The 15,224-nt window shown below is 61.1% G+C and carries 12 protein-coding genes; 6 read left to right on the forward strand and 6 right to left on the reverse strand.

Annotation, left to right across the window (positions count from 1 at the left end; translation table 11 throughout):
• Positions 1-4 precede the first annotated feature (4 nt).
• Positions 5-1,819 carry an alpha/beta hydrolase gene (locus AAIH70_RS22250; RefSeq protein ID WP_207908309.1) on the reverse strand — a complete coding sequence of 605 codons (1,815 nt, stop codon included), beginning with the start codon at positions 1,817-1,819 and terminating at the stop codon, positions 5-7.
• A gap of 284 nt (positions 1,820-2,103) precedes the next feature.
• On the opposite strand from AAIH70_RS22250, the gene AAIH70_RS22255 reads away from it, so the two are divergent.
• Both AAIH70_RS22255 and AAIH70_RS22260 read left to right on the forward strand, forming a co-directional pair.
• Complete coding sequence (locus AAIH70_RS22255) at positions 2,104-4,737, forward strand: aminotransferase class III-fold pyridoxal phosphate-dependent enzyme (protein ID WP_430035706.1); 2,634 nt, start codon at positions 2,104-2,106, stop codon at positions 4,735-4,737.
• Positions 4,738-5,122: 385 nt separating this feature from the next.
• Positions 5,123-5,320, forward strand: coding sequence for a hypothetical protein (locus AAIH70_RS22260; protein ID WP_132278822.1), 198 nt, complete (start codon positions 5,123-5,125; stop codon positions 5,318-5,320).
• 101 nt (positions 5,321-5,421) lie between these two features.
• On the opposite strand, the gene AAIH70_RS22265 is transcribed toward AAIH70_RS22260, so the two are convergent.
• Positions 5,422-5,658, reverse strand: a complete 237-nt coding sequence (locus AAIH70_RS22265; protein ID WP_132278819.1) for an Lrp/AsnC ligand binding domain-containing protein — start codon at positions 5,656-5,658, stop codon at positions 5,422-5,424.
• A gap of 66 nt (positions 5,659-5,724) precedes the next feature.
• Complete coding sequence (locus AAIH70_RS22270; protein ID WP_132278816.1) at positions 5,725-6,651, reverse strand: LysR family transcriptional regulator; 927 nt, start codon at positions 6,649-6,651, stop codon at positions 5,725-5,727.
• Between the two features lie 99 nt (positions 6,652-6,750).
• On the opposite strand from AAIH70_RS22270, the gene AAIH70_RS22275 reads away from it, so the two are divergent.
• The 3 genes from AAIH70_RS22275 (at position 6,751) to AAIH70_RS22285 (ending at position 10,688) form a co-directional block, all read left to right on the forward strand.
• Positions 6,751-8,034 carry an NAD(P)/FAD-dependent oxidoreductase gene (locus AAIH70_RS22275; RefSeq protein WP_430035709.1) on the forward strand — a complete coding sequence of 428 codons (1,284 nt, stop codon included), beginning with the start codon at positions 6,751-6,753 and terminating at the stop codon, positions 8,032-8,034.
• 109 nt (positions 8,035-8,143) lie between these two features.
• Positions 8,144-9,685, forward strand: coding sequence for an L-piperidine-6-carboxylate dehydrogenase (amaB, locus tag AAIH70_RS22280; protein ID WP_132278810.1), 1,542 nt, complete (start codon positions 8,144-8,146; stop codon positions 9,683-9,685).
• Positions 9,686-9,689: 4 nt separating this feature from the next.
• Entirely contained in the window at positions 9,690-10,688 is a 999-nt protein-coding gene (locus AAIH70_RS22285; RefSeq protein WP_132278807.1) for a P1 family peptidase, read from the forward strand.
• Between the two features lie 21 nt (positions 10,689-10,709).
• Here the strand turns inward: AAIH70_RS22285 and AAIH70_RS22290 are convergent, their stop codons facing one another.
• Positions 10,710-11,642 (reverse strand): AraC family transcriptional regulator, encoded by a 933-nt coding sequence (locus AAIH70_RS22290; protein WP_132278804.1) that lies wholly within the window; start codon positions 11,640-11,642, stop codon positions 10,710-10,712.
• Between the two features lie 98 nt (positions 11,643-11,740).
• Between AAIH70_RS22290 and AAIH70_RS22295 the strand changes: the two genes are divergently transcribed.
• The gene (locus AAIH70_RS22295; RefSeq protein WP_132278801.1) at positions 11,741-12,493 is read left to right on the forward strand and encodes an SDR family oxidoreductase; all 753 of its coding nucleotides are present in this window, start codon (positions 11,741-11,743) and stop codon (positions 12,491-12,493) included.
• Positions 12,494-12,550: 57 nt separating this feature from the next.
• On the opposite strand, the gene AAIH70_RS22300 is transcribed toward AAIH70_RS22295, so the two are convergent.
• Both AAIH70_RS22300 and AAIH70_RS22305 read right to left on the reverse strand, forming a co-directional pair.
• Positions 12,551-13,921: an APC family permease gene (locus AAIH70_RS22300; protein WP_132278798.1), complete on the reverse strand. Its 1,371-nt coding sequence runs from the start codon at positions 13,919-13,921 to the stop codon at positions 12,551-12,553.
• A gap of 145 nt (positions 13,922-14,066) precedes the next feature.
• Entirely contained in the window at positions 14,067-15,224 is a 1,158-nt protein-coding gene (locus AAIH70_RS22305; protein WP_132278795.1) for a glycosyltransferase family protein, read from the reverse strand.

Raw genomic sequence — 15,224 nt, forward strand, 5'->3', positions numbered from 1 at the left:
TGTTTCAGATTGCCTGAACGACTTCCATGGATGGCTGCGCCGCGCCTTCCGGCTGCTGTTCCACCGAGATATTCAGTGCCATGTGACGAATGGCCGAGAGATAGGTTTCACGTGCGTAAGGCGGCGTCAGGTTATGGTCGGCGGCCGGGATCATGGTCACGCTGACATTGGGGAAACCGGAAAGGCGGCCACCGCCCTGCCCGAAATAGTAGTCGAATTCTTCGAGACCATAATCGTTTTCGCTATAGAGCAATGCCACCGGCTTGTTATGCGCCTGCAGATTATGAAACAGCGCGCTGACGGAGCGACCATGCGGTAGCCAGAAACGCACCATGCCAAGTGCGCGGTTGCGAACGCGGCCCCACAGGCCCTTGCCGATATGGAAGAACGCGCTGACGACATTGACCTCGCCGCGCAGAATGCGTTTCACGGTTTCCAGCCGCAATGCACGTGCGCCGTATTCGCCAAGGCTGCGGCCAGCATTGCTGACCGCTTCCTCGACCGAACGGCCGGTTTTCCAGCGGAAGGTCGCAATGTTGACGGCGACGACGCCAGCAATACCTGGATCCGCTTCGGCGCATTGCATGGCAAGATAGGCACCGCTGCAGCGCCCGGCGACGATGACAGGCCGCGCCTCGAGCGACTGCAGAAAGCCGACAGCTTCCTGCAGGTCGAGGTTCTGGCCGGAGCCATAAAGCACCTGTTCGGGCTCACCCGGCCTTGGCGGGCTGTCACCGGCATTGGCAGTATCGAAGCGCAGCGAAGTGATACCCGAACGGGCGAGCTCGCGCGCCAGCATGAGCGTGCTTCGGCCCCAGCCGCAATGGCGGTCATAGGCGGAACCGACAAGAACGACCGCAGCCCCCTTTCGCTCACCCTGTGGTTCACACAGAACGCCGGACAGACGATGATACTGGCCAAAGCGCAACGGTGTTTCCGCGAAACCATCTCCCGAAAGCGGCAGGGCATGTGACTGCGCAACGGTTGGGCTGGAAAGCGCGATCTGTGCGGAAGGCAGTGAAGCGATCCAGTCGATGAGATCGTTGATCAGGCCCGGTGCCACACGCGCCGCCAGAGGGTTCGAGACCAGCCGGTCATATCCTTCGAACGTATGGCAGGTTACATCCGCGCCGAGCGTCTTCAGATGCGATGCAAAACCGGCATCCGACGGACGATCCGACCGTGCAATGACAAGGCAGCGGCTTGCCGGCATGCTTTTCAGGCTTAGAAGATCGGCCTTGCGCACATCATCCGCCACCGCAGGCGGCATGACGAAGGAAGCGATCGATACGCCCGGACCGTGACGCTGCTCTTCCGTCAGGCCAAGATTTTCATCCACCACCTTAGACCAGATTGCCAGTTCGCGCAGATGCATGCGGCCGGACGTGACCGGCGCCAGAAAGGCCATGGCTTCGACATCATTCAGAAGCGGCACCGCATCGGTGGCCACGACGGCACCGAGACCCTGCGACAGAACCACGATTTTCCGACAACCGGAAATCCGGCGAAGTTCGGCAGCGGCCTGCACGAGGCTTTGTGTCCACGCGCTCAGGCCCTGAAGCTCGCAAGCGCCATCCAGAGCATCGCCGGTATCCGGATAATCGAAACGCAGGCTGGCGATACCGCGATCGGAAAGTTTTTCGGCAAGGATGCGCCAGAATTTTCGCGTGCACATCTCCTCCAGCCCCCATGGGCTTGCGAGAAGCACGGCGAGATCACAAGGCTGAACCTTGCCTGCCGATGGGGTATAGAGACCCACGGTCCCACCAAAGGTGGTCGGCAACGACGCTGAGCGTGGAAGAACCAGTGGAAGGGTCATTGCCATTCAATCCGTGTGCTGGTCCGTTTCGAAACAGTTTCAGGACGCGCCATCGCCCATCATTCCGAAAAACTGTCCGTCTCGATCCTCAATCCCAGAAAACACTAGCTCTTCCACATGCATAAATGCTTAAGTTTTATCCGACACTTTTAGGTTTTACGGATCGTAAACCATCCGACCTGATCGGCGTGTAAAAGCGCTGCAACAACAAGGATGAAGTGCAGCCTATGGACGTGGGCCGCCGCTGCCCTAATCTTGTCATAGAGTACCCTTCGGAGATCTGAATGTCCGACCTTTCTGCCGAGACGATTACCCCACCTCAGCGCCCGGACGAAACCACGCCTGCCATGGCGATCGAGCAGATTCTTCGCGAACATTATGGCCTTACCGGTCACGCCCAACCGATCGACGGCGAACCGAATGCCTATGTGATCGACAACGGCCACATGCGATACCGGCTGGATATCCGCGACGCCGACAGTGCAGCCGAACTGGCGCTGGAAGCAAAGATACTGAGACATCTTGCCCGGCAAGCCGATGCGCCGGACGCGCCGGAACCGGTTTTTACGCAGGACGGACTGGATGTGGTGACATCGGCGGGAGAAAACGGCGAGGTCGCTCGCCTCATCACGCTCCATGATGGAACCAGGCGGCCGGAGAACCACACCCTGAACGCCGAAGACATGGCCGACATCGGCCGGCTGGCCGGTGAAATGGCCAAAAGCCTTGCCGATTTCGACGAACCGGGGTTGGAGCGATCCGTCGATACCGACCTTCGTCATGCCGGGCCGGTGGTGTTGCGGCTTTTGAGCGGCGTCAGCGACCATGCAGTGCGCGACCCGATTGCAAAGGTTCTGGTCACGGCACTTCGGCAGGTGCAGCCGCTTGGGCCCATGCTGCGCATTCAACCGGTGCAGCATGATCTGACGCTTGACCGCATGACCGGCCGGCTGACCGAAGAAGGCAACTGGCGCGCCGAGGGCATTACCGATGTTGGCGGCGTCGTGCGCGGCTGGCTGGTGGCAAGCCTTGCGGTAACCTGCGCCGACCTGATTGCCCGCGGCAATGACGATCCGTTCGCCATTCTGCCCGCCGTGCGCGCCTTCCACGATAACCATCCGCTGACGCAACCCGAATTGCAGGCCTTGTGGCCACTGATCGTCGCCCGCGCCTGCGTGCTGGCCGCACAGGCGGAACATGATGCGATCGCCAATGCGTCGATCGAGAAGGACGGCAGCACGGTTGCTGCATCAGCCGACCATGTCGGTCAAAAGGTATTTGCGGTCGCGACCGGCGTGCACCCGGCACTGATGGAAGCCGCCATTCTGGATGCGACCGATTTCGAGAACGACACGCCGACGATACTTGCCGGTGAAATCTGCCGGCTGCTGCCGGAAATCGACCTGGACCAGATCCGCCTTGTCGATCTGGGGATAGACAGCCCTCTGCTGATCGACGGCAACTGGACCGATCCCGAGATCGACTGGCGCCTGCTGGCGCGGGTTTCCTGGGAAACGCATATGGGGGCCACCCGTTACGGCGAATACAGGCTTTCCCGCAGCATCGGCAATGACGGCACCGAGGCCGACAATTTTGCCCTGCATATCGACATATGCGTGCCGGCCGGCAGCGTGGTGGTAGCACCGTTCGGCGGCATATTGAAGGAAGTTGGCCAGCAGCTGGTTCTGGCGGGCCGCGATGCCACGCTTTATCTGGAAGGACTGGTCTGCCCGCTTGCCGAAGGCATGGCATTGTTTGCGGAAGACGCGATAGGCTCCGTGGCCGGCGCGGAAGGGTCGGTGGGTGGCCTGCGCATAAGACTGTGCTGCAGCGCCGAAATCACACCGCCGCTGTTCACCACGCCTTCGCGGGCCGGTGCGTGGAAAAGGCTCTGCCCTTCCCCCTCGCAGCTGCTGGGCATCGATATCGATGCGCCGGTGCCGAAACAGGGCGAACCGGTGCGTGGCTGGCGCGCGCATGTCTATGATGGCATCGGCCGCGCCTCCATCGACTTCTCCGGGGCAGCCGGCATTGTCGGCCACGGCCATCCGGCGCTGGCAGAGGCCGCCTATCGGCAATGGTCTCTTCTTTCAGGCTCGACCGTCTTCGCACCGGAGCAGCGTTTTCGTGCACAATTGCTGAAAACCCTGCCGCAGGGGCTGGATGTAATAGCGGCCATCGGCAGCGAACGCGACATGATGGAACTGGCGCAGAACCTGTTGCGCAGCGACGACCGCCAGCCAGGCTTTTTCGACCTTGAAGAGGGAATTGCTGAAAACCCCGTCCCTGCATTGCGCATCGCTGACGAAAGACAGACGGGCTTTGGCCGCACCGGCCATCACATCTGGCAATTTGAACAGGACGGCCCATTGCCCGATATCGTGGTCACCGCAAGCATTCTGCCCGGAAAGCCGCTGGCGGCGCTGGTAACCCGAAGCGACCTCGGCAACACGCTTGGCGGCAGCATCACAACCGGGATCGATGCCGTCGATTATGCCGTGGCAGTTGCAGCCCTTGCTGCCCTGCGTGACGACGACCTGCTGGAAAACGCCCGCGTGGTGGGCGGCCATTTGCGTGCGGCACTGGAACCGATAACGACCAAATACGGGATCGAAATTCACGGCGAAGGTCTCGCCATCGATCTTGTTCTGCCCGAATCAGGGGCCGAAACCATGGCGCGGGCGCTTCGCAAACGCGGTTTCGTGATGCCCGATATCGAGGATCCGCGACAACTGACGCTTCGCCCGCCACTTTGCCTCGAACGTGGCAATGCTGAAAGTTTTGCTCAGGCGCTGTCAGCAATACTGTCAGAAAATGCGCCACCTGAAGAAAAACCCAATGAAAACATTGGCGTGGTCGATCGTGAAGGTAAGGACGGGAGCGATCCCTTGTCCGACGAGGTGACGCTCACTATCTAGGTTGAGCTGCCAGACACGGCGATTTTGCGAATGAGATTTCACAAACTTGCCGTGATCCTGTCATCATAAAGAAAAATATTCTAGCTAAATTGATTTTCGTTGATCGAAAATGAGTTTCGTCGTAGATAACATTCGATACTGGACTCAGTGATTCCAGTTTGACCCAAACGCAACGCCAACAGGGAGAGTGACATGTCGATTACAACCTACATTACCGCCACTCTTAAACCGGGCGTGCGTCGACTTAAACGCGTGGAGTGCGTCTCCTCTCCGCGCTGTCGAATGTGACGATCACCGTCTACGGTCTCAAGTAAGTCCTCGGTTTTCTGAGTTTATGTCATTTCGCAGTGCTGCCCTTTGCCGCGGTCACTGCAGGAGTCTACCTATGCAAAAGCAAGTTATAGAATATGGCGGCGAACCCGTCGGTATCGTTGTGCCGGATGACAACCGGTTGAAGTTCATCGCCGTCAAATTCCACGTCATCGATCTGGATGAACAACGGTTTGGCTCGACCGACGAAGTGAAGCTCGCCATTCACGATCATCTGGTGCGTTCGCGCTCCGCAAACCCGGCACACGCATGACAGAACCATGCTTCCGAAAACGCCGGATATCCGGCCGAACACAATAAAAGCCGCTCCATGTTGGGCGGCTTTTTTGTTGGGCGCGATTCGATCCGGCCGAATCAGAACGCCGTAAACGTCATCGTCGTCAGCGAGCGCTCGATGCCGGGAATGCAGGCGATCTTCTCATTGACGAAACGGCCGATCTCTTCACCTTCCGGCAGATAGACTTTTGCCAGCAGATCCCAGTCGCCGCTGGTGGAATAGAGTTCCGAGACCAGTTCGGTCTTGTAGAGAGCATCGGCAACCTCGTAGGTCTTGCCGGGTGTGCAGCGCAATTGCACAAAAATCGGTTTCATCGAAATCTTCCTGTCAGTCGGGCCGCACTTAAGCCGCCAAGGATCGGATGACCGACTATTGGCCGATCAGGCCGGTGTTCGCAAGCGATCCCGTATCGTCGTGTCGGCGGCAATTTCGTCCAGCAGCCACGCGCGGAACGTTTTGAGCGGCGGATAGGAGGCACGGTCGGGCGGATAGGCGAGGTGATAGCCGCTGGTGTCGATACCGCCGTTTTCGATGGCCGGAATGAGCAGCCCCTGGTCCAGTTCGCGGCTGATGAGAAAGCGCGGCAGAAGCGCAGCCCCGAGCCCCGCCGCAGCGGCCTCGACCATTGGCGCGAACTGGTCGAACAGCATGCCATGCAGCGCTTCGAACAGGATGGATCGGCTGCGAAGCCAGATTTCCCAGGCATCCGGCCGCGAATTGAGATGCAGCAGCGGCGCTTTCAGCACATCCTCCGGCGTCTGCAGCCCATGTTTTGCCTTGAAGTCGGGACTGCAGACCGGAAGCACATCTTCCTGCAGAAGGAAAGTGAGCTCGGCGCCTGGCCAGCGCGGCTCGACGAAATGGATGGCGGCATCCAGCGTGTCGAAGCGGAAATCGAACGGCTCCAGCCGGGTGATGAGATTGATCATCATGCCCGGATGTTTTTCGCAAAAACGGCCAATGCGCGGGGTCAGCCAGCGGGCACCGAAGAACGGCAGTACAGCGAGATTGAGCGTGCCGCCCGAGGGATTGGCCCGCAGGTTGAGCGAGGCGCTGGATATGCGCCGCAAGGCTTCCCGCACTTCGCGGGCATAGGTGTCACCGGCAAGCGTCAGCCGGATCGTCTGGCGTTCGCGCAGGAAGAGGGCTGCTCCAAGCTGGCTTTCAAGTGCTGTGATCTGGCGACTGACGGCGCTTTGGGTGAGGCCGAGCTCACGCGCAGCTGCCGTGACGCTGCCGGTGCGGGCGGCGGCTTCGAAAGCGATGAGCAGAGAGAAGGACGGAAAGAAACGCCTTGGCGGCAGCATGTCATTCCTCCAGCGAATGACGTATTGAAAACATGTCGATATTCACGGTTAAACTGCAGCTGTAAAGATGGTGGCATCGCGTCATCCGGATATCGCATCATGCTCGACAATCCACGTTCGCACGGCCTTTGGGAAAAGACGGCTCCGACAGCGCCGGTAACAGTGCGTCTCGAAGGAGCCGAGACGGCGGATGTGGTGATCGTCGGCGGTGGTTACACCGGCCTTTCGGCCGCGCTGCATCTGGCCGAAGCCGGTGTGAGCGTGGCTTTGCTGGAGGCGAGCGAGATCGGTTTCGGCGGTGCCGGCCGCAATGTCGGGCTGATCAATGCCGGCATGTGGGTCATGCCCGATGATTTTCCAAAAGAGCTTGGCCCGGTTTACGGCGAGCGGGCACTGACTTTGCTCGGCAATGGCCCGGCGCTGGTGCGCGAGACGATCAGGAAACACGACATCGAATGCGAGCTTGTCGAAAACGGCACGCTGCATCTGGCCGTCGGAGCCGAAGGTTTGAAGGAACTGGAGGAACGCGCCCGCCAGTGGCAGGCACGCGGGGCACCGGTTTCGATACTCGATGCCACGGAGACGGAACGGCGGGTGGGCAGTGCCGCCTATGCCGGTGCGCTGCTCGACATGCGGGCAGGCACACTGCAGCCGCTTGCCTATGCCAGAGGTTTGGCGCATGCGGCGGTAAAGGCGGGGGCAAGGCTGTTTACCGGCAGCGCCGTGGTTTCCGCCGACAAGGTAGGTGAAAAACATGTGGTGCGCACTGCCCATGGCGAAATTTCGGCCGATTGGGTGATCGTTGCCACCGATGCCTACAGCACCGGGCCATGGCAGGTGATCCGGGAAGAGCAGGTGCATCTGCCCTATTTCAATCTCGCGACCAAACCACTTTCGGATAATCTGCTACGCTCCATCCTGCCCGGCCACGAAGGCTGCTGGGACACGAAGGAGGTGCTTTCCTCTTTCCGCATGGACCGCAGCGGCCGGCTGGTGTTCGGCAGCGTCGGCGCTCTGCGCGGCACCGGGACGGGCATCCACAAAGGCTGGGCGAAACGGTCTCTGGCGCGGCTGTTTCCACAGCTTGGCGAAATCGAATTCGAGGCGGAATGGTACGGCCAGATCGGCATGACCGACAATGCCCTGCCGCGCCTGCACAGGTTCGACCGCAATGTCATCGGTTTCTGTGGTTACAATGGCCGCGGCATCGCGCCCGGCACGACATTCGGAAAAGTGCTGGCAGAGCACATTCTCGGCCGACTTCCCGAAGAGGACATGCCGCTGCCGGTCAGCGATCCAAAGCTGCCATCGCTGCGGGGGCTGAAGGAAGCCTATTACGAAGCGGGTGCGCAGATCGCCCATTTTGCCGGCGAACGCTTCTGAACGGGCAACAAATATCCATCGCCGCGATTGCGCAAGCCGTCGCCGCTTGTACATTGCACGCAATCACGACGTTCCCGGATAGAGAACGCACCAAAAACTGGAGACCGATATGACCCTTGCCACACTCGACCTCGCCGCCGACGTGGACCGCATTCTCGCCGATCTCGGCGTGGCAACCTCCCGCTACAAGGGCGGCACGCTGGCCGTTCGTTCTCCCGTCACCGGCAAGGAAATCGGCACCCTGCCGGAACATTCCGCAAACGACGCCAAGGCCGCGATCGACAAGGCGCAACAAGCATTCCTGGCATGGCGCAAGGTGCCCGGCCCCAAGCGTGGCGAACTGATCCGTCTTCTCGGCGAGGAACTGCGCGCCGCCAAGGATGCACTCGGCCAGCTGGTATCGATCGAAGTCGGCAAGGTGACGTCGGAAGGTCTGGGCGAAGTACAGGAGATGATCGACATCTGCGATTTCGCCGTCGGCCTGTCGCGTCAGCTTTATGGCCTCACCATCGCCACAGAACGCGCCGATCACCGCATGATGGAAACCTGGCATCCGCTCGGCGTTGTCGGCATCATATCGGCCTTCAACTTTCCGGTCGCGGTCTGGTCGTGGAATTCGGCGCTGGCGCTGGTCTGCGGCAATTCCACCGTCTGGAAGCCATCCGAAAAGACACCACTGACGGCGCTCGCCACGCAGGCGATCTTCGAGAAAGCCGTAAAGCGCTATCGCGATGCCGGTTACGAAGCGCCGGAAAACCTCTCGACCCTGCTGATCGGCGGCCGCGAGATCGGCGAAGTGCTGGTCGACAATGAAAAAGTTCCTCTGATTTCCGCCACCGGCTCCACCGCCATGGGCCGTCTCGTCGGCCCGCGCGTGGCGCAGCGGTTTGGCCGCTCGATCCTCGAACTCGGCGGCAACAATGCCGCGATCGTCACCCCGACCGCCGACCTCGACCTCACCCTGCGCGGCGTCGCCTTTTCCGCCATGGGCACGGCCGGCCAGCGCTGCACAACCCTGCGTCGCCTGTTCGTGCATGACAGCGTTTACGACCAGCTGGTGCCACGCCTGATCAAGGCCTACCAGTCGGTGACGATCGGCAGCCCGCTGACGGCAGGCAATCTAGTCGGCCCGCTGATCGACAAGGCTGCCTTCGACAAGATGCAAGGCGCACTCGACGCAGCACGCGCCGCCGGCGGCAAGGTGTCTGGTGGCGAACGAGTTCTTTCCGACGATGCCACCGAGGCCTATTACGCACGCCCGGCCATCGTGGAAATGCCGGACCAGACAGGCCCGGTGAAGGACGAAACCTTTGCACCGATCCTCTACGTGATCCGCTATTCCGATTTCGATCAGGCCATTGCCCTGCACAATGATGTGCCGCAGGGCCTGTCGTCGTCGATCTTCACCAACGACATGCGCGAGGCGGAAAATTTTGTCTCTTCGCAGGGCTCGGATTGCGGCATCGCCAATGTCAATATCGGCCCTTCGGGTGCCGAGATCGGTGGCGCATTCGGGGGCGAGAAGGAAACCGGCGGCGGCCGCGAATCGGGTTCGGATGCCTGGCGCGCCTATATGCGCCGCGCCACCAACACGCTGAACTATGGTCGCACGCTGCCACTGGCGCAGGGTGTGAAGTTCGACATCGACTGAGCCGATGACAGCTGATGCGCCGTTGAAAAACCTGCTGACCGATATCAAGGGCGTGGCCGTCGGCCATGCCACCGACCTCGTGCTCGGCTCCGGCGTGACGGCCGTCGTCTTCGACCGCCCGGTGATTGCCTCCGGCAGCGTACTGGGTGGCGCGCCGGGCGGACGCGACACCGCCCTCCTCGACCCGTCCATGACGGTCGAGACGGTGGATGCATTCGTGCTCTCCGGCGGCTCGGCCTTCGGGCTGGATGCGGCCGGCGGCGTGCAGGCAGGTCTTCGCGAAATCGGACGCGGCCTGACGGTCGGCACCACAAAAGTGCCGATCGTGCCGCAGGCAATCCTGATGGATCTCCTGAACAGCGGGAACAAGGACTGGGGTCGCCATTCCCCCTATCGCGACATGGGTTTTGAGGCTTTCGAAGCGATCGGAAAAGGCGACTCTGCGCTCGGCACAGTGGGCGCCGGCACCGGGGCGACCACGGCGACCTTCAAGGGCGGGCTGGGATCAGCCAGCGCCAGAACCAAAGCCGGACATACGGTGGCGGCACTGGTGGCCGCCAATGCACTGGGCTCGGCAACGATCGGCAACGGCCCGCATTTCTGGGCCGCCACGTTCGAACAGAATAACGAATTTGGCGGGCTGGGCATTCCCACGACCTTCGATACGGATATGCGCCTGAAAGGCGTGAACGTGACGGCAACGACAATAGGCATTGTCGTAACAGACGCAGTGCTGACCAAGGCGCAGGCACATCGCCTCTCCATACTCGCCCATGACGGACTGGCCCGCGCCGTGCTGCCCGCCCACCTGCCCTTCGACGGAGACACGATGTTTGCCGCCGCGACCGGCGAAAAGCCGGTGGGGGGCATGGCGGAGTTGATGGAGATCTTTCATCTGGCGACGATCGTGACAGCACGAGCCATTGCACGCGGCGTGTATGAGGCAACGTCACTGCCGGTGGAGGGCGCGCAGGGGGCGTGGCGGGATCGGTTTACCAAATAGCGAAACCTCGCGCTCCCTGCCCTATGTCCCGAACCCTGTGGTGCTCATTCCATCCCGCAGCTCGCTGCGCGCATATCGTGCCGGCGGCATGCCCGCGTGTCGCGCAAAGGCGACGCTGAACGTGCTTGCCGACCCGTAACCCACGCGTTCGGCGACGTCATCCATTCCCATGTCGCGGTCGCGCAAAAGCCGCTTGGCGAGCGCCATACGCCAGGCCAGCAGATATTCCATCGGCGGCAGGCCGACGACACGGTTGAAGCGCGCAAAAAATGCCGATCTGGACAGGGCGGCTTCTGTGGCCAGATCGGCAACCGTCCACGGATGAGCAGGCCGCGCATGCATGGCGTGAAGCGCCGCCGAGAGGCGTTCATCGGCAAGGCCACGGCTCAGGCCGGGTGATGCAGTGGTCTCCGTGCCGGATCGCAACGCCTCGATCAGCAGCACCTCCAACAGTCGCTCCAGAACGAGTTCACGCGCCGGCCGACGCGCGCGTGTCTCTTCTCCAACCAATTGCATCAGTGTCGCCAGCCGCGGCTGATCGCGAACGATAACGACATCGGGCAAGAGGGATACGAGCAGGGCTGCATCCGGTGAGCCAAAACTGCAATGACCTATGCGCATGCGCAGATCGGCCGGTCCTTCCAGTGAGCCGACACGAAAACGGCCATCACCAAGTTGCGTGGGCACCATGGCAGGGAGATCGGCCGGCGCATCAATGCTCTCATTGGCGAGATTGCGCATGGCGGGCACGAGTATGAAGTCACCGGCCTGCAGCATGAACGGCTGGCCGCCGCCGAACCGCACGCGGCAACGCCCCTCAAGGATTGCGCAGTAGAACGGTTCGCCAGTCGCTTCCCGCTCGATCCTCCAGGCGCCGGCACATTCCACCAGTTTCGAAAAACGGGCTGTGGGCTGCAGCAGCGTAACGATTTCGGCAAGGGGATCGACGGACATGATCAGGACTGTCTCTAAAGAAATGGAGATTCTGGAATATATAAAGTCTCGATATTCGTCATTACCATGGCTTCATTCCTTTTGACATGGAGAAGCATATGTCCACGATATTGATCACCGGTTGCTCGTCTGGTTTCGGTCTTGAGACGGCAAAACTCTTTCTTGAGCGGGGCTGGGACGTGATCGCGACGATGCGCAAGCCCGATACGGGCCTGCTGCCGGTGTCCGAACGTCTGCGCATTCTTGCGCTCGACGTCACCGATCCGGCAAGCATTTCGCAGGCGGTGGAAGATGCCGGGCCAATCGACGTTCTTGTCAACAATGCCGGTTTCGGAGCGCCATCGCCGGTGGAACTGACAGCACCGGAAACGGTGCAGGCGCTGTTCCAGACAAACACGATCGGAACATTGGCGATGGTTCAGGCGGTGCTGCCGCAGATGCGCCAGCGCCGGGCAGGTGTCATCATCAACGTGACCTCCACGGTGACGGTAAAGCCGTTGCCGGTAATCGGTGTCTATCGGGCAAGCAAGGCAGCCGTGAACGCTTTTACGGAATCGCTCGCAATTGAAATGGAGCCTTTTGGCGTCCGGGTGCATATCGTCCTGCCGGGCCGTTCGCCGGAAACCAGTTTCGGAGCGAACGCACGCCCTCACCTGCGCGGGATGGACAATGCGGATTATGCACCGATGCTTCAGCAATTCGTGAAAACCGTGCAGGACGATACCGGTCCCGTGACCTATGCACCCGATGTGGCGGAAGCAGTCTGGCGGGCAGCGACCGATCCGTCTGCCCCGCTGCATATTCCGGGCGGTGCGGATGCGGAATTCTGGATGGCCGAGGCGGGCATGTAAGTTTTAAGGCGGCAACGGTTCAGGTTGCCGCCGTTCCTTCAGCGAAGATGCGTGACATCAAGCCGTTTGCGCCTGCGCCTTCATGAACCGTACCGTGGCAAACCACAGAACCACGCCGATAGCCAACAGCACGGCGGCAATCGTGTACTGCACCGGATCGCGGCCGGTCCATGGGCCGACGAGGAACAGGCAACTGGCCGCACCGATCACCGGCAGAAAGGTCGGTGTACGAAAATGCTTGTGGCCGACCGTGTCCTTGCGCAACACCAGCACCGCGACATTGACGATGGCAAAGACAGCGAGCAGCAGCAGCGCCGTAGTGCCGCCGAGCGCCGGCACGCCACCGGCAAAGGCAATCAGGCCGACGGCCAGCAGCGTAGTGAAGACGATGGCAATATAGGGCGTGCGGCGCGTTTTGTGGACTTTTCCGAGCGCCGCCGGCAGCACGCCTTCGCGGCTCATGCCGTAGATCAGGCGGCTCGCCATCATCATGTTGATCAGCGCCGAATTGGCGACGGCGAACATGGTGATGACACCGAAAATGCTGATCGGGAAATTGGGTGCGCCGGCCTGAATGACCTTCAGCAGCGGCGTTTCACCTTCACCGAGATCGGCGGCAGAGACCAGCGTGATCGCCGAGATGGCGACGAGGATGTAGATGACGCCGGTGATGACGAGACCGCCGAGCAGCACTTTTGGAAAAATCCGGCTCGGCTGTTTGCATTCCTCGGCCATGTTGACCGAATCCTCGAAGCCGACCATGGCGAAAAAAGCAAGCGTGGTGGCGGCAACCACCGACCAGATGACGCCATGGTCACCGGCAGGCTCAAAGGTCCAGACGCGGGAAACATCGCCCTGGCCATTGCCGATCGCCCAGAAACCGATGCCGATGATGATGAACAGGCCGGTGAGTTCGACCACAGTGAGCACCACATTCATCTTCACGCTTTCGCCGACGCCACGGAAATTGACGAGCGCAATGGCGGCAATGAAGAAGAGTGCCACACCGGTGACGCCATAGGCCCCGAAATCGAACCCGGTGGCGGCCGTGAAATTGGAGGCAAAAGCGCGTGAGGCTGTCGAGGCCGAGGTGATACCGGACGACATAACGGCGAAGGCGACGATAAAGGTGAGAAAGTGCACCCCGAAAGCCTTGTGGGTGTAAAGCGCGGCACCCGCCGCCTGCGGGTATTTGGTGACAAGCTCAAGATAGCTGCAGGCGGTGACCAGTGCCACGGCAAAGGCGATGAGGAATGGCAGCCAGACGACACCACCGACTTCTGCCGCCACCTGACCGGTCAGCGCATAGATGCCGGTGCCTAAAATATCGCCGACGATGAAGAGAAGCAGCAGGCCGGGGCCGATCATGCGGTTGAGTTCGGTTTTCGGCTCTGCCGAATCATCCGGCTTGGTCACAGGCGTGGTCATCTCGGGCGTCCTCCCTCAGCGTCGATCACGCTCAACGCCAATCACGGACTGTTGTTCCCGATTGCGGAAAAGCAATTTCGGATAGGCAAGCATTTGAAAGGATTGATGCTTGCCTTAGAGGTCGACGGATGACGGTGCCTTGAGGCTAATTCACGCGTTCCGCCAGAAGCCCGCGCAATATCCGGCCCGTTTCCTTGGCGCCATCCATGCGGATATCGACCGTGGACGGTGGCGGCAGTTTCAATGCCTCGGTTATCGCCGCCGACATGCTTTCCTTCGACAGGGACGCTTCTTCCACCACCGCGGCCAGTCCCATGGCCTTCAGCTTTTCGGCGCGCTCGGTCTGTTCCGTTTCGCCACCGGTGGCAAAGGGCACCAGAAGCAGGCGGCAGGAGGTTTGCAGCAGATCGCCGACCGTGTTGTAGCCGGCCTGCGAGATGGAGAGCGTGGCGGCCGCCAGCAGGTTCGGGAAATCCGGGCGAAACCGGAACAAGCTGATATTGTCGGGCGTGCCGACGGCCAGCCGGTCGAAATCCGCCTGCGGCAGGTTGGGGCCGGTGATGACGCACCATTTCAGCGCCGCATCGAAATCGGCAGATGCCGCGACCGCCGCCTCCATCAAGGCCGCGCCGACCACGCCGCCACCGGCGGAGACGACGATATCATAGCGCTCCGGCGAGGGATTTGGCGCCGGCGGGGCGACCATGCCGGTATAGATGACACGCTCGGAGATCCGGTCGGCCAGCGGAAACGTATCTTCGATGCGGGCAAAAGCGGGATCGCCGTGCACCAGAACATGGTCGAAATGGTTTTGCACCAGGTCGACGGTTTCCTGATCGCGGCCGGGCTTGCGGTTTTCCTGCAAAATGTCACGCACGGAGGCACAGACGATCGGACGCGGTTCCGTGGCCGCGATGGCATCCAGCAGCGGCAGAAGCTCGAAACGCACCTGACGACGACCGAAGGGAAAGGCCTCGGTGATGACCACATCCGGCTTCACACGATGAAAGGCATCCAGCAGCAGTCTGGTGCGTGCTTCCTCAAAAACCTTGTCGACCGGCGTGCCATCCGCCTGCGCCAGGCCGGCGAATTCCACGCCTGTGGCGACCGGCGGCAGTTCGATATGCTCGATGCCCGGTCCCGGAAAACCCTTGACCGGCAGACCGCCTGTCACCAGCGTCACGGCAAAACCACCCTCCACCAGCGCTGCAGCGACGCGGCTGGCGCGAGCGAGATGGCCGATGCCGAGCAGATGCTGGACATAAAAGAAAACGCGCGGCTGCCGGCTTTCATTGGTGGACAT

This window comes from Neorhizobium sp. BT27B (assembly GCF_050455485.1).
Classification (GTDB): Bacteria; Pseudomonadota; Alphaproteobacteria; order Rhizobiales; family Rhizobiaceae; genus Neorhizobium.